The 13,925-nt window shown below is 62.1% G+C and carries 14 protein-coding genes; 5 read left to right on the forward strand and 9 right to left on the reverse strand.

Features of this window, described 5'->3' with window-relative positions:
* Window positions 1-154: 154 nt before the first annotated feature.
* Complete coding sequence (locus HU767_RS22820) at window positions 155-556, reverse strand: lysozyme inhibitor LprI family protein (RefSeq protein ID WP_186730519.1); 402 nt, start codon at window positions 554-556, stop codon at window positions 155-157.
* Window positions 557-709: 153 nt separating this feature from the next.
* On the opposite strand from HU767_RS22820, the gene HU767_RS22825 reads away from it, so the two are divergent.
* A complete protein-coding gene (locus HU767_RS22825) occupies window positions 710-1,168 on the forward strand; it encodes an SRPBCC family protein (protein WP_186710398.1) in 459 nt (152 codons plus the stop codon).
* A gap of 480 nt (window positions 1,169-1,648) precedes the next feature.
* On the opposite strand, the gene HU767_RS22830 is transcribed toward HU767_RS22825, so the two are convergent.
* Window positions 1,649-2,596: an AraC family transcriptional regulator gene (locus HU767_RS22830; RefSeq protein ID WP_186710397.1), complete on the reverse strand. Its 948-nt coding sequence runs from the start codon at window positions 2,594-2,596 to the stop codon at window positions 1,649-1,651.
* Between the two features lie 203 nt (window positions 2,597-2,799).
* Here HU767_RS22830 and HU767_RS22835 point away from each other — a divergent pair, with 203 nt between their 5' ends.
* Window positions 2,800-3,537 (forward strand): SDR family oxidoreductase, encoded by a 738-nt coding sequence (locus HU767_RS22835; RefSeq protein WP_186730520.1) that lies wholly within the window; start codon window positions 2,800-2,802, stop codon window positions 3,535-3,537.
* Window positions 3,538-3,722: 185 nt separating this feature from the next.
* Here HU767_RS22835 and inhA read toward each other — a convergent pair whose 3' ends face one another.
* Window positions 3,723-4,409: an isonitrile hydratase gene (gene inhA, locus HU767_RS22840; RefSeq protein ID WP_186730521.1), complete on the reverse strand. Its 687-nt coding sequence runs from the start codon at window positions 4,407-4,409 to the stop codon at window positions 3,723-3,725.
* Between the two features lie 99 nt (window positions 4,410-4,508).
* Between inhA and HU767_RS22845 the strand changes: the two genes are divergently transcribed.
* On the forward strand, window positions 4,509-5,501 hold the full coding sequence (locus HU767_RS22845) for a GlxA family transcriptional regulator (protein ID WP_186730522.1): 993 nt from the start codon (window positions 4,509-4,511) through the stop codon (window positions 5,499-5,501).
* On the opposite strand, the gene HU767_RS22850 is transcribed toward HU767_RS22845, so the two are convergent.
* Both HU767_RS22850 and HU767_RS22855 read right to left on the reverse strand, forming a co-directional pair.
* Window positions 5,470-6,372, reverse strand: coding sequence for an alpha/beta hydrolase (locus HU767_RS22850; protein ID WP_186730523.1), 903 nt, complete (start codon window positions 6,370-6,372; stop codon window positions 5,470-5,472). The genes HU767_RS22845 and HU767_RS22850 overlap by 32 nt on opposite strands.
* A 28-nt stretch (window positions 6,373-6,400) precedes the next feature.
* Complete coding sequence (locus tag HU767_RS22855) at window positions 6,401-6,778, reverse strand: hypothetical protein (RefSeq protein ID WP_186730524.1); 378 nt, start codon at window positions 6,776-6,778, stop codon at window positions 6,401-6,403.
* A gap of 571 nt (window positions 6,779-7,349) precedes the next feature.
* Here HU767_RS22855 and HU767_RS22860 point away from each other — a divergent pair.
* Window positions 7,350-7,718: a DUF6124 family protein gene (locus tag HU767_RS22860; RefSeq protein ID WP_186730525.1), complete on the forward strand. Its 369-nt coding sequence runs from the start codon at window positions 7,350-7,352 to the stop codon at window positions 7,716-7,718.
* A gap of 144 nt (window positions 7,719-7,862) precedes the next feature.
* Here HU767_RS22860 and HU767_RS22865 read toward each other — a convergent pair whose 3' ends face one another.
* The 4 genes from HU767_RS22865 to tam all read right to left on the reverse strand — a co-directional run bounded on the left by HU767_RS22865 (window position 7,863) and on the right by tam (window position 12,718).
* Window positions 7,863-9,686 carry a glycoside hydrolase family 15 protein gene (locus HU767_RS22865; protein WP_186730526.1) on the reverse strand — a complete coding sequence of 608 codons (1,824 nt, stop codon included), beginning with the start codon at window positions 9,684-9,686 and terminating at the stop codon, window positions 7,863-7,865.
* On the reverse strand, window positions 9,679-10,479 hold the full coding sequence (locus HU767_RS22870) for an SDR family oxidoreductase (RefSeq protein ID WP_186730527.1): 801 nt from the start codon (window positions 10,477-10,479) through the stop codon (window positions 9,679-9,681). Before HU767_RS22870 ends, HU767_RS22865 begins: the two co-directional genes overlap by 8 nt.
* A 243-nt stretch (window positions 10,480-10,722) precedes the next feature.
* A complete protein-coding gene (locus HU767_RS22875; RefSeq protein ID WP_186710385.1) occupies window positions 10,723-11,856 on the reverse strand; it encodes a cupin-like domain-containing protein in 1,134 nt (377 codons plus the stop codon).
* A 91-nt stretch (window positions 11,857-11,947) separates the two neighbouring features.
* Window positions 11,948-12,718 (reverse strand): trans-aconitate 2-methyltransferase, encoded by a 771-nt coding sequence (gene tam, locus HU767_RS22880; RefSeq protein WP_186730528.1) that lies wholly within the window; start codon window positions 12,716-12,718, stop codon window positions 11,948-11,950.
* A gap of 210 nt (window positions 12,719-12,928) precedes the next feature.
* On the opposite strand from tam, the gene HU767_RS22885 reads away from it, so the two are divergent.
* A complete protein-coding gene (locus tag HU767_RS22885; RefSeq protein WP_186710381.1) occupies window positions 12,929-13,663 on the forward strand; it encodes an alpha/beta fold hydrolase in 735 nt (244 codons plus the stop codon).
* The last annotated feature ends 262 nt before the right edge of the window (window positions 13,664-13,925 follow it).

Below are 13,925 nucleotides of genomic sequence, written 5' to 3' on the forward strand. Positions count from 1 at the left end.
GTGGGGTTTCCCCATGTGAGAGTAGGTCATCGTCAAGATTAAATTCCGAAACCCCTATCTGCTGATGCAGGTAGGGGTTTTGTTTTGCCCGTAATAAAAGCGCTGACCAAAAAAAGGATGACCTGCAGAGGTCATCCTTTTTACGTCCCGGCTATCAAGCCTCGGGTACAGGGCAGCTCAGATCCCCCTCCTTGCACTTGAGATAGGTCTTGAATGCCTCGACCCGGGCTTTGGTCTGGGCGGTGATGCAATTGCCATAGATCAGCGGATAGACGCTGCCGCCCTCGACGCCAGAGGCGGAGAATTCACATTCGGCATCACGGAAGCCTATCCAGGCACGCTGTGCCTTGACCAGCATTTTCGTGGCCTCTGGATTGTCCTTCAGGCGTGCGGTGATCCGCTTGTACAAGCTGTTCAGCTCGTTGTCGGCGGCTTTGCTTTCCTTGGCTGCGCACTGGTTCATTTCGCCTTGGGTGATGGCGTTGGCGCAGTCGTCGGCCTGGGCGGCGGCGACAAAAAGCAACGGTGTCAGGGTCAGAAGCCAGCGTGGGGACATGTCGGGTCTCTCCTTGAGGGGTGGAAAACGCCGGGGGAGTTTACAACGCTTCATACTGTTTTAACGTCGGCAGCGCTAAACAACTCTCTGATACAACTTTCCGGTTGGTCTTGTGGTCTTACAAGCCTACTGTTTGAACACAGGAGGTGACCCATGCATTCATCCGACCGCATTGAACGAAAGATCCTGCTCAAGGCCCCGCGCTCCCAAGTCTGGCGCGCCCTGGCCAATGCCGAAGCCTTCGGCCAGTGGTTTGGTGTCGCCCTTGAGGGGAAACGGTTTGTGGCAGGTGAGCGTACCCAGGGGCAAATCACTTACCCAGGTTACGAACACCTTATTTGGGACGTCGCGGTGGAGCGGGTGGAACCCGAGCGAGTGTTCTCGTTTCGCTGGCATCCTTACGCAGTCGAACCGCAGGTGGATTATTCAAAAGAATCTGAAACCCGGGTGTTATTCGAACTTGAAGACATGGATGGCGGTACTTTGCTCAAAGTCGTGGAGTCGGGTTTCAACAACATCCCCGAGGCTCGCCGACTCAAGGCTTTTCGCATGGACAGCCGTGGCTGGGATGAGCAAATGGCCAATATTGAAACCTTCCTGAACAAGGCTTGAGATCGAACGGCTGGTGGCGCTAAGGGTTTTCGGAAGGGCAGATATAGCGAATGTCTTACACGAGATGGTAGCTATGTCGTCTATTTCGCTTTGGATCCGAGGCGTAATCTGGACTCATCCACTGAAGCACAGGAAGTGCTCAGGATCAGGGACGATCGACCATGCAAGGATTAGCTATCGACAGGGAGTCGTAATGGTCTTGGAAAAACCCGCTTCGGCGGGTTTTTTTTCGTCTGCTGGAAAGTGTCAAAGGGGTCTATAGCGAAACGCTTACACGGCGTTGCTGCTTTCTCGTCTTTTCCCAGGACACCGGCAGGCCTAATCTATGTTCATCCACTGGGTACAGGGAGTGCTCAGGGTCATGGATGATTGGACCAGGCATGGAATGCCGGACAGGGAGTCAAATTGGTCCTCAAAAAACCCGCTTCGGCGGGTTTTTTTTCGTCTGTGAAAAAGTAGCCTGATGTGCCAAACGCAGGGTCAAGCGCCACTGGCTTGCAGCGCCTGGGCACGCAAACGAGCGATGTCCTTGCTCGGCGAGGCGCCAAATAGACGGCTGTATTCGCGGCTGAACTGCGAAGGACTTTCATACCCCATCTTGTAGCCGATTGACGAAACATCGCTGCTCTGCGCCAACAACAACCGGCGGGCCTCTTGCAGGCGCAGCTGTTTCTGATATTGCAGCGGGCTCATGGCGGTCACGGCCTTGAAGCGGTGATGCAGGGCCGAAGGGCTGAGGTTGATCATTTGTGCCAGGCTGTCGATGCTCAGCGGCTCGGCGTAATGGCTATTGAGCCACTCGATGGCGCGGCTGATGCGATGGGTCTGGGTGTCGGGAATGGCAATATCGTGCAAGCGCCGGCCTTGGACGCCACGCAGCAGCCGGTAGAAAATTTCCTGTTGGGCCAGCGGCGCGAGCGTGGCGATATCGTCCGGGCTGTCCAGCAGCCGCAGCAAGCGCAACACCGCGTCCAGCAATGGCGCATCGATGCGATCGAGGAACAACCCGCGTCCGGTTCTTTCGCTCGGCACGCCGATGGGACTGGCGTCGGCAATCAGGCGACAGATCTGTGCCGGATCGATGTCGAGGCGGATGCACAGGTAGGGGCGCTCGGGACTGGCTTCGATCACCTGGCCGGCCAACGGCAGGGTCACCGAGACGACGAGGTAATTGAGCGGGTCATACACGTAGCATTCGTCCGCCAGGCGCACTTCCTTGCGCCCCTCGACAATCACGCACAAACCAGGCTTGTGCACGGTGTGCAGGGCTTCGGTTGGCTCGTCGCTGCGGATCAGGTGCAAGGCCTCGATGGCCGTGGGATGGACGCCGAAGTCTGGAGCGAAGCGCATCATCAGGCTCGCCAGTTCGGCGCGACGCTGACTAACGCCGTCGTCTGACGCCATGTGGATGGACGTGGATACCGACATGCCGATCAATCTCCCAGGCCAAATGAGTGGACCGCGCTAGTAAAACTGATTGCGCGGTTGTCGGCCAGAGTCGGATTTATCGCTACAGGATCGTGCAAGTGCGCAGGAGGATCCGACTAACCCAGGCAAAGGTCGGTTGCCTAATCTGGACCTGTCAAAACGCTCCCACCCGGGGGCCAACACGTCCAGACGAGGAAACCATCATGTCCGATATTCAAAACAAAGTCGTGGTCATCACCGGCGCCAGCAGCGGGATTGGTGAAGCGGCGGCGCGGTTGCTCGCGGCTCGCGGTGCTCGTGTCGTACTCGGCGCCCGGCGTATCGATCGTTTGCAAGCGCTGGTGCAGGAACTCGAAGCCGCCGGCCAGCAGGCGGCCTGCAAATCCGTGGACGTGAGCCGCCGCGATGACGTCCAGAGCCTGATTGACTTCGCTGTCGAACGGTTCGGTCGGGTCGACGTGATCATCAACAACGCCGGGGTCATGCCGCTCTCCAAACTCGAGGCGCTGAAAGTCGAGGAGTGGGACCGTATGATCGACGTCAATATCCGTGGCGTGCTTCACGGCATCGCCGCCGGCCTGCCGCTGATGCAGCGCCAGCGTAGCGGGCAGTTCATCAACATCGCATCCATCGGTGCCTACGCCGTCAGCCCGACGGCCGCTGTGTATTGCGCCACCAAGTACGCCGTGCGGGCGATTTCCGAGGGCTTGCGCCAGGAAGTCGGAGGCGATGTGCGCGTGACGGTGATTTCCCCCGGCGTGACCGAGTCGGAACTGGCCGAGAGCATTTCCGATGAAGGTGGGCGTGCCGAAATGCGTGAGTTTCGCAAGATCTCCATTCCGGCCGAAGCCATCGCCCGGGCTATCGCCTATGCCATTGAACAACCCGTGGATGTGGACGTCAGCGAACTGATTGTGCGACCCACTGCCAGCCCGTTCTGAGTCGAGTTGACCCGACAAGGAAACCCTTTGTGGCGAGGGAGCTTGCTCCCGCTGGGTTGCGAAGCGAACCCAAGATTTTGCGACTGCTGCGCAGTCGAGCGGGAGCAAGCGCCCTCGTCACAATGGGACTGCCTCAAGGTTGTGTCCAACCCGACATCGTCTGTGCCTCGGCTTGGGGTTTATCGTTACGCCAGTTCCAACCGCGCCGCAGCACGCTGGGTGATTTGCGAGCGCACCCGGAACGATTCGGCCGCACGCCGTTGGGCTTCTTCCAGGACGCGCGTCGGCGCGGTGTCCGGGCTGCCGGCGGTAAACGGCGGGGCAGGGGCGTATTCGAGTTGCAGTTGGACTAGCTCGGCGGTGTCCTGGTCGAACAGTTCGGCCGCCAGGGTCAAGGCAAAATCGATCCCGGCCGTGATGCCGCCCCCGGTGAGCAGGTTGCCGTCGCGGACCACGCGGTCCTTGACCGGCGTCGCGCCCAGGGTTTGCAACAGGCTGTGATAGGCCCAGTGAGTGGTGGCGCGCTTGCCTTGCAACAGGCCTGCCGCACCGAGCACCAACGCACCGGTGCACACCGAGGTGATGTATTTCGCGTCGGCGGCTTGCCGCTTGATGAAGGCCAGCGTCTGCTCGTCTTCCATCAGCGGCCCGACGCCGGTCCCGCCGGGGACGCAGATCACATCGAGCTTCGGGCAGTCCTCGAACGTGGTGGTGGGCAGCAATACCAGCCCGGTGCTCGCGGTGACCGGGGCCAGGTCCTTCCAGATCAGGTGGACCTTCACGCCTGGCAACGAGGCCAGCACGTCATATGGGCCGGTCAGGTCCAACTGCTGGACTTGGGGGAATAACAGCAAACCGATCTGAAACGTCATGTCGCGTTCTCCTTTGGATGATGCCCGAGGGGTGGACGGTTTTACTTTAGATCCGTAGGCTCTGGCGTATACGCCAATAAGCCCACGAATCACGCCAATATGCCTAACCCACCGAAAACCGTTCATGTCCTGGCCTTCGCCAACGTGCAAGTGCTGGATGTCACCGGGCCCTTGCAGGTGTTTGCCTCGGCCAACGATTTGGCTCGCCAGCAAGGCCTGCCGCTGCCCTACACACCAACGGTCATCGCGGTGGGTGGCGGCGCGGTCATGTCCTCGGCGGGCTTGGCGCTGATGGCCGAGCCGCTGCCGAGCGAAGGCAGCGACACGTTGCTGATTGCCGGTGGTTGGGGCGTGTATGAAGCGGCGAAAGACGCGGCGCTGGTGGCCTGGGTCAAGGCGCACGGCCTGCGTTCGCGAAGGGTGGCGTCGGTGTGCACCGGGGCGTTCCTGCTGGCCGCCAGCGGTTGGCTGGACGGACGGCGCGTGGTGACGCACTGGACCCGCTGCGAGCAATTGGCCGAGCAACATCCGCAATTGCGGGTCGAACCCAACCCGATTTTTATCAACGACGGTCCGGTCTGGACCTCGGCCGGGGTGACGGCCGGCATCGACCTGGCCCTGGCGCTGGTCGAGGAGGACTTGGGCCGCGGGGTGGCGCTGGAGGTCGCCCGGCAACTGGTGGTGTTCCTCAAGCGTCCTGGCGGGCAATCGCAGTTCAGCGTGACGTTGTCGCTGCAAAAACAGGGCAGTCGGTTCGATGACCTGCACGCCTGGATCGCCGAAAACCTCACCCGTGACCTTGGCCTGTCGAGCCTGGCCGCCGAGGTGGGCATGAGCGAGCGCAGCTTTGTGCGTCACTACCGCGCCGACACCGGCCAGACCCCGGCGCGGGCCGTCGAGTTGATTCGCGTGGAAACCGCACGCCGTTTGTTGTCCGACACCGCAGTGTCAATCAAACGGGTGGCGGTGCAATGTGGCTTTGGCAGCGAAGAAACCTTGCGCCGAAGTTTCCTACGGGCCATGGGCGTGACACCCCAGGCCTATCGCGAGCGGTTCGCCGTCAACCCTCAAGCAGATCCAGCAACGCCTTGAGCGTGGCCTCGGGGGCTTCCTGGGGAATGTTGTGGCCGACACCGGCGAGCACTCGGCGCTCGTAAAAACCGCTGAAATGCTCGGCATCTTCATCGTGCTTCGGCGCGGGCCCCACGCCGTCGTCGCCCCCGCACAGGGAAATGCTAGGCACGCTGATGGCCGGTTGCGCCGTCAATTTTTCCTCCATCCACTCCAGCGTCGGATCGCCCGGTGCGTACATGAAGCGATGGCGGTAGGAGTGGATTACCACGTCGACGAAGTCCGGGTTGTCGAACGACGCTGCGCTGAGGGGATACAGTTCGGCGCCACGTTTCCAGGTCGGCGACCACAGGCGCCAAAGCAAGCCACACAGCTCGCGCCGGTTCTGGGTCAGGCCCTCGACACCCCGGGCCGTGTGGAAGTAGTACTGGTACCACAGCCGATGTTCGGTTTCCGGGTCCAGCGGTTGCCTGGAGCGCGGAATATCCTGCAGGTTGTAGCCATCGCCGGTCACCAGGCAGCGCACGCGCTCGGGCCACAGCGCCGCGACGATACACGCCGCCCGACCGCCCCAGTCGTAGCCACACAGCGCCGCTTGGGGGATGGAGAGTGCGTCCATCAGATCCAGCAGGTCCTGGGCCAGGGCGGCTTGCTGGCCGGAGCGCAGGATGGCCGGGTTGTTGAAGCGGGTCGGGCCGTAGCCGCGCAGGTAGGGCACGACGATCCGATAGCCACGCTGGGCCAGGGCTGGCGCGACTTCATCGAACGCCCTGGGATCGTAAGGAAAACCGTGCAGCAGGATGATCGGATCGCCGTTGGCGGGACCGTGTTCTTCGTAGGCAATGCGCAGCAACGGCGTGACGGCGAAGTTGATCCTGGGCTCAAGGTTCATGTCGGCCTCCGGCAGTGTGCGGTTGTGTTCAGGCAGGTTCCTGGTTGACGTATTTGGCCCGATCCGGCGTGAACGTCACAATCATGTTCGTGCTGGAACAGGTCAGGGTGCGCTCCTGGGTCAAGTCGATGTCCAGGTCTTCACCGCGCAGGCCCTGCCACTGGGCGAGGTATTTGAGGCAACCGAATTTTTCGTTTTTCTTCAGGCTGCGGCTGACGCCACCTTTCCACCCCAGCACCGGCAACTCCCCGGCCACACAGCGTTGCGCCAGTTCGGGAAACTTCGCCGAACGTTCGCGGCCGATTTCCCAGCACTTGATCAAGCCCCGGTCGTGGCCTTCCCAGAGGTCTTCGCGGGTCAGGCCTGTTCGGGGTGGGGTGGTGATGGGGCGTTTGATATGGGTCATGTCAGGTCCTTGAGTCGGGTTTTTATCGGGCAGCTCCGCTGCACCCGTGAGAGCGTCGATCTTAGGAGGGGTTGGCGGGGCTGGCAACTCGAAACGGGGTGTAACGCTAAATGGGTGACTTGCGGTGATTGCTTCTGTGGCGAGGGAGCTTGCTCCCGCTGGGTTGCGAAGCGACCCCATACCAGACGCTGATTCTTTGGAGGCTGGAAGATTTTTGCGCCTGCTGCGCAGTCGAGCGGGAGCAAGCTCCCTCGCCACAGTGGTGCGGTGTTCCTACAAAAAAATAAGTGAACCGGAATTTTCTGACGAGTCGCGTCGGTTGTCGGTTCGGAAGGGGCGGGGATAGGCTCTGTTCGTCGCTGCAAATTCAGCGACCGGGTTTGGTCGCCCGGGTTTAGAATGGCGCACAATGCCTCGCGAGCGGCTGTCTGCTTTATGGCTGACTGTGCGTGGGAGGGCTTCGGGCCCTGCCGGGTATCCATTCCCTGGTCGACCAACCTGCGTACAGTTCGCCACCCTTCTGCTTGGTCGCGGAAATGGCGAACTCCACTTTCGAATGGAGATTCACATCATGGTCAAGATCACCCCCAACCCACCACGCGCCGAAAACCTCTCTGCCTACACCACCTTCGATACACAAAAACTCCGTGAAGCCGCCGACCGGGCGCTGAACATTCACTTGTCTCCTCCCGCCCCACCCAAGCCCGACACCCAGGACGGCCAGGTTTTCACCGTGGTCCTCGGCCTCAACACCGAATCGGTGCTGACGACCCTCAGCGAAACCCTGGCTTCGGCCGATGCGCTGGTCAGTGACCTGGGGTTCGAGTTGGAAGGTTCCCGGCGTCATGTAGCGCTGGGGATTCAGCAGTTGATCGAACTGGCCAGGTTGCTGGCCAACCGAGCGTTGGATGACCTCGAATTGGCCGACTCAACACAATAGTCAGCCCACCACTTTCCCTGTGGCGAGGGAGCTTGCTCCCGCTCGACTGCGCAGCAGGCGCAAAATCTTGGGGTCGCTTCGCAACCCAGCGGGAGCAAGCTCCCTCGCCACAGGGCGCCGCGTTCAGCCTGAGGGCCACTCAGCTCACGGCTGCCAATGATTCTTCTCGCCGCTCAACTTGCGGTCCAGGAAGCTCGCCGCACTGATCAGCGCCAGGTGGGTCAGGGCCTGGGGAGTATTGCCCAGGTGGTAGCCGTGGCTGTCGAACTCTTCGGCGTACAACCCCAGCGGGTTGGCGTAGCGCAGCAGTTGTTCGAATTCCAGCTGGGCTTTTTCCACGCGGCCGGCGCGGGCCAGGCATTCGACGTACCAGAAGGAGCAGGCGGCGAAGGAGCCTTCGGTGCCGCTGAGACCGTCGATGGGGCTGTCGTCGTTGCGGTAGCGGTAGACCATGCCGTCGCGCACCAGGCTTTTTTCGATGGCGTCGAGTGTCGACAGCCAGCGCGGGTCGCGGGCGCTGACGAAACGCACCAAAGGCATCAACAGCATTGAACCGTCCAGGGCGGTGCTGCCCAGGCGTTGGATAAAGTGCTGGTGTTCGTCGTTCCAGAAGTTGGCCCAGATGTCTTGGTAAATGGCCTGGCGGGTCTCGTCCCAGCGAGCGAACGGGGCGGGCAGGGAGCGCTTTTCGGCCAGGCGGATGGCGCGGTCGACGGCGACCCAGCACATCAGCCGCGAGTGCAGGAAATGTTGTTTGTCGCCGCGCATTTCCCAGATGCCCACGTCCTTGTCCTGCCAGACACTGCACACCTGGTCGATCACCTCGACGGTGTGTTTCCAACCTTGATGGGAGATGGCTTCGCCGTATTTGTTGACCAGGTACACGGCGTCCATCAGCTCGCCGAAAATATCCAATTGCACCTGTTGGTAGGCCAGGTTGCCGATGCGCACCGGTTGCGCGTTGCCGAAGCCGCTCAAGTGCGGCAGCTCGGTTTCCGGCAGTTCCTGCCTGCCGTCCAGGCCATAGAGAATGTTGAGTTTGGTCGGCTGGTCGCAGCAGTCGCTGACCCGGCCCCGCAGCCAGCGCATGTAGGCGTTGGCTTCGTCGACGAAACCCAGGCGCATGAACGCATAGACCGTGAACGAAGCGTCGCGGATCCAGGTGTAGCGGTAATCCCAATTGCGCTCGCCCCCGCGGGTTTCCGGCAGGCCGAAGGTGGCGGCGGCGAGGATGGCGCCGTGTTTGCGCGAGGTCAGCAGTTTCAGCGCCAGGGCCGAGCGGTTGACCACTTCGCGCCAGCGCCCGCGATAATTGGATTGGCCGATCCAGCCGCGCCAGAACGCCAGGGTCCGCTCCAGGCACATCGCGCTGGCATCGTCCTGCAGGCGCGGGTCGTCGATGCCGCCCAGCAGGAATTCGGCGCGCTGGCCCTGTTCCAGGGTGAACTCGGCCACGGCGGTGTTGCCGTCCAGCGTCATGGGCTGATCGCCGCATAAACGCAAGCTCGGATGCCCCGGCGCGCTGAAGCAAATGTGGCTGCCGTCCTGGCTCGCGATCGTCGCGGCCCGGGCATAGTCATGCCGCACCGCGCAGCGCAGGCGAAACGTTGCACTGCCGACGGTCATGTGGACCTTGCGCATCAGCACCGGCAAATCGTCTTCGCTGTCGCCGATGGGCAGCAGGTCGGTGATTTCCACCACAGCGCCGTCGCTCAGCCAACGGGTTTGCAATACGTTGGTGTCGGGCAGGTAGATCTGTTGCCGACGGGCGTTCGGCAGGTCAGGCGCGAGTTGGAAAATGCCCGCCTCCGGAGTATCGAGCAGGGAACAGAAGATCGACGGGCTGTCGAATTCCGGCCAGCAGAAGAAATCGACGCTGCCCCGGTCGTTGACCAGCGCGGCGCTGCGCATGTCGCCGATGATGCCGTGGTTCTCGATGGGGCTTTGCGGTTCGTCATGATCAGCCATTGCCGCGAAACCCCGGATAAAGGCTCATCCCGCCATCGATGAACAGCGTGGTGCCCACCACATAATCGGACCAGTCCGAGGCCAGCCAGACCACCGCATTGGCGACGTCCTCGACATCGCCGACGCGACCGTAAGGAATCAGCTCCAGCAGTTTCTGCTCCTGCTCGCCCTCGGTGGCTTCGCGGTTGATGGCCGTGCGGATGGCGCCAGGGGCGATGCTGTTGATGCGGATGCGCTGGTGGCTGGTTTCCTGGGCCAGGCTCTGCATCAGCAGATCGACACCGCCCTTGGACGCGGCGTAATTGACGTGGCCGGCCCAGGGAATGCGCTGGTGCACCGAGCTCATGTGGATGATTTTGCCGGCGGCCCGGGACACGCCCTGGCGAACGCCCTGGCGGTTGAAGATTCGCAGGGCGGCGCGGGCGCAAAGGAACTGGCCGGTGAGGTTGGTGCCGATCACGGTGTTCCAGTCTTCCAGGCTCATATCGACGGCGGCGGCGTCTTTTTGCAAACCGGAATTGGCCACCAGGATGTCCAGTGTGCCAAAGGCATCGAGGGCTTGGGCAAACAGGTGCTCGACCTCCTGTTCCTTCGACACGTCGGCCCCCACGGCGATGGCGCGGCCGCCGTTGGCGTTGATTTCACGGGCCAGTTCTTGCGCCGGCTCGGCGTTGGAATGGTAGTTGAGCACCACGGCGGCACCCACATCTGCCAACGCCTTGGCCGCGCCTGCGCCAATGCCGGAGCTGGCGCCGGTGACCAGGGCAACCTGTCGGGCGAGGGATATCTGCATGGTCTAGCACCTTGAGTTGAGGGCCTTACCTGCTGACTGGTTTGAGGTGGGTGGAGTTCAGTTGGGTGAGGTGGTCTTCATATTCCAGGTCCAAACACAAACCTGTGGCAAGGGGACTGTGGGAGCAAAGCTTGCTCGCGAAACAGGCGACTCGATTTCCGAAAGACCGCATTGTCTTCATCGCGGGCAAGCCTTGCTCCCACAATCTGTCTGCCAGAAAAAGAATGTGCTTCAGGGCCGCTGTTACCACCCCCGCCCCGAATTCACCCAGAAATTAACCGACAACGACGTCGACACCGACTCCACCTGGTGAAACCAGCCTTCCGGCAAAAACAGCAAATCTCCAGCCTCCAGCGTCACGCGCAGGAAGGTCACGTCACGGGCCCGGGGGAAGCGTTGGTAGTCCGGCGCGTCCGGGTTGAAATCGCAGCCGTCCAGCCCGCCTTGGGGCGCCGTGGACCAGGTGCCCAGGGCTTCGCGATGATGAGGCGCGGCGAGGGTGAAAGTTTTCTGGCCCCAGACCTGGGCGAACAGATTGTCGGTGTCGTCGCGATGCAGGGGCGTCAGGGTGCCCTTGGGGCCGATCCAGATACGCGGTGGGATGAACAACGACGGGTCGAAGTAGGGCGGGTACTTGATCTGCTCCATCAGCTGCGCCGGCAGGATGTTGTTGCCCATGTAGGCCGGTGGTTCACCGTCGGCACCCTTGGCCGCCGGGCTGTCGAGGGAAGCGATAAAGTCGGCCATGGACGTGGAGCGAAAATCCCGCTCGGTGGAGAAGGTCTTCTTCACGTAGTCGCCGTGACGGGTGATGCCTTGCAGCTCGGCGAAATGCACCAGGGATTCTTCGCGGCTGAGCTTGAACAATGGCCAGTCCTGCAGGGCATCGCTGATGACCAGCGGAATGCCGTGGGGCAGGTACTGGGCGCGGAACTGCTGCACCGACAGCCCGCTGCGCGGCCGCCGTTCCACGCTGCGTTGGGTCGGCAGGCTGGCGGTGAGTTTTTCGCTGAAGCGCGGCGGGGTCGGGTAGCGCTTGTTCATGTCGACCTTTTCCACCACGCCACCGCCATGCCGGGCATGGTCGATGATCTGCGGCAGCAAGGTCGCCAGGCCCATGTTGCCGCCGATTTTCAGGCGACCGCTGGCGAACAGCTCCTCGACATTGGCCATGCCGGCCATGATCCCGAGGAAGTCCTTCTCCGCCACCTCGATGGTCACGTCGGGGCTGGTGTGGCGGCCCGCCTCGGTGCGGCTGCTGGCCTTGACCTCGGACCAGTACGCCTGGTGCGGGCCGAACACGAATTGGAAGACGCCTTCGATACCAACGGCGCCGGCATTGGCGAACAGCTTGCCCAGGATGGTGTGCAGGTCCACGGCGGTCACTCTTGCGGGTTTTTGGTCTTAGCAGGTAACGAGGACCCGGATCAGAAATTTAGGCCCTGTCGCTGCGTCATCGACCCTCGCCCTAGCGCGTCGCGACCATGAACAGCCGGGGAAACGGCAGCAGCACCGTCCCATCGTCCTGGGCTGGGTAAGCCTGTTCGATCGCCTTGAGATACTGCGCCAGGTATTGCTCGCGCTGTGTCTCGTCCAGCGGCTCGAGAAACGGCCGCAAGGCGCTGCCCTTGAACCATTCCACCACGCCTGCGGCACCGCCGGCCAAGGGGTGATGGTAGGTGGTGCGCCACACATCGACGCGGCTGCAGTGGGGCTTGAGCATCGCGTAATAGGCGCTGGCATCCGCCATCTCGGTACGCGAATCAGCCGCCGCGGCCAGTTGGCTGGCCCAAGGCCCGTTGGCGGCGATTTCCCGCATCAAGCGGTGGGAGGGCTGGTGCAGGTTGTCGGGCATCTGGATCGCCAGGCTACCGCCGGGGGCGAGTTTGCCCATCAGCGAGGGCAGCAGGGTGGCGTGGTCGGGCAGCCATTGCAGCACCGCGTTGGCGAAGATCACGTCGAACGGCCCGGGTTCATCCCATTGGCCAATGTCGGCCGTATCGAATGCCACGGCGGGCAAGCGCTTGCGTGCGGCGTCGATCATGTCGCTGGAACTGTCCAGGCCGCGTACCGTGGCGCCGCTGAAATGTTCCACCAACAACTCGGTGGAGTTGCCCGGGCCGCATCCCAGGTCGATCACCGTGCGTGCCTCCACGGGAGGAATGGCGGCGAGCAGGTCCCGGGACGGACGGGTGCGTTCCTGTTCGAAGGTGACATATTGCTTGGCGGACCAGCCCATGGCGTTCTCCTGTGCAGTGATCGAGATGTCGCCAGTATAAGGTCGTGTGGGAAGATGAACCGCGTTATCGTTCATCGCGGGCAAGCCTTGCTCCCACATGCCTTGCTCTCACAAGGGGCAGGCATCTCGTCGCGAACGTCACGGTTTTGACTAATTCCATGGGTTAGGATTTCGTTATCTTCCCTACACGACCGATCGGAGAAAACCGCAGTGACCCAACTGACCCTGCTGTGCCTGCCTTATTCCGGCGCCAGCGCGATGGTGTATAGCCGCTGGCGGCGCACGTTGCCGCAATGGCTGCACGTGCAACCGGTGGAATTGCCGGGGCGCGGTGCACGCTTCGACGAGCCACTGCACACCGACATGGGCCCGTTGGCGATGCAACTGGCGCGGGAGCTGCACCCGACGCTCCAGGCCCCGTACGCCTTGTTCGGCCACAGCCTGGGCGCGCTGCTGGCCTGCGAAATTGCCCATGCCCTGCGTGAGCTTGGCAGCCCGGAACCGGTGGCGCTGTTTGCCTCCGGCACCGCGGCGCCGACGATGCGCGCCGACTATGATCGCGGTTTTGCCAAGGCGAAAACCGACGCTGAGTTGATCGAGCAACTGCGCACCCTCAATGGTACGAGCGAGGAGATCCTGGCCAATGAAGAGCTGATGGACCTGACCCTGCCGATCCTGCGGGCCGACTTTTTGCTGTGCGGTCGTTTCCAGCCACGGCAACGGCCGCTGCTCAAGTGCCCGGTGCATGTATTCGGCGGCACGGCCGACAAGGCCACCACGGAGCAACTGATGGGCTGGCGGCGGGAAACCACGGGCAGTTTCTCGGTGGACATGCTGGCGGGCGGGCACTTCTTCATTCATGAGCACGAGGCCAAGGTGCTGCGGCTGATCAAGGATCAGTTGAGCGTGCATCATCGGCGGCATGGGTTGGCGATCAGCGCCTAGCCCGTTCAAGACCCGCTTCTGTGGCGAGGGAGCTTGCTCCCGCTGGGCGGCGAAGCCGCCCCAAAGAAACTTGCAGTAGTCCAGACAGACCGCATCAGCCGGTTTACGACTGCTGCGCAGCCGAGCGGGAGCAAGCTCCCTCGCCACGGGTTTCTTCCTTTCTGACACTTGTTCTCAAACGCTAATTTTTCCGGTTTGCATTCGTTTCATAGGGACGACTTGCCTTTGTGCCTTGTGCCCACTGATTCCGGATACCCCAGAA

This window comes from Pseudomonas sp. SWRI179 (assembly GCF_014268705.1).
Classification (GTDB): Bacteria; Pseudomonadota; Gammaproteobacteria; order Pseudomonadales; family Pseudomonadaceae; genus Aquipseudomonas; species Aquipseudomonas zanjanensis.

Bases quoted from the DNA above. Each gene is read 5' to 3' on its own strand.
- HU767_RS22820 (WP_186730519.1), bottom strand. From the start codon at position 556: ATGTCCCCACGCTGGCTTCTGACCCTGACACCGTTGCTTTTTGTCGCC.
- inhA (WP_186730521.1), bottom strand. From the start codon at position 4,409: ATGACGTTTCAGATCGGTTTGCTGTTATTCCCCCAAGTCCAGCAGTTG.
- HU767_RS22855 (WP_186730524.1), bottom strand. From the start codon at position 6,778: ATGACCCATATCAAACGCCCCATCACCACCCCACCCCGAACAGGCCTG.
- HU767_RS22870 (WP_186730527.1), bottom strand. From the start codon at position 10,479: ATGCAGATATCCCTCGCCCGACAGGTTGCCCTGGTCACCGGCGCCAGC.
- tam (WP_186730528.1), bottom strand. From the start codon at position 12,718: ATGGGCTGGTCCGCCAAGCAATATGTCACCTTCGAACAGGAACGCACC.
- HU767_RS22845 (WP_186730522.1), top strand. From the start codon at position 4,509: ATGCCTAACCCACCGAAAACCGTTCATGTCCTGGCCTTCGCCAACGTG.
- HU767_RS22825 (WP_186710398.1), top strand. From the start codon at position 710: ATGCATTCATCCGACCGCATTGAACGAAAGATCCTGCTCAAGGCCCCG.
- HU767_RS22860 (WP_186730525.1), top strand. From the start codon at position 7,350: ATGGTCAAGATCACCCCCAACCCACCACGCGCCGAAAACCTCTCTGCC.
- HU767_RS22830 (WP_186710397.1), bottom strand. From the start codon at position 2,596: ATGTCGGTATCCACGTCCATCCACATGGCGTCAGACGACGGCGTTAGT.
- HU767_RS22835 (WP_186730520.1), top strand. From the start codon at position 2,800: ATGTCCGATATTCAAAACAAAGTCGTGGTCATCACCGGCGCCAGCAGC.
- HU767_RS22850 (WP_186730523.1), bottom strand. From the start codon at position 6,372: ATGAACCTTGAGCCCAGGATCAACTTCGCCGTCACGCCGTTGCTGCGC.
- HU767_RS22865 (WP_186730526.1), bottom strand. From the start codon at position 9,686: ATGGCTGATCATGACGAACCGCAAAGCCCCATCGAGAACCACGGCATC.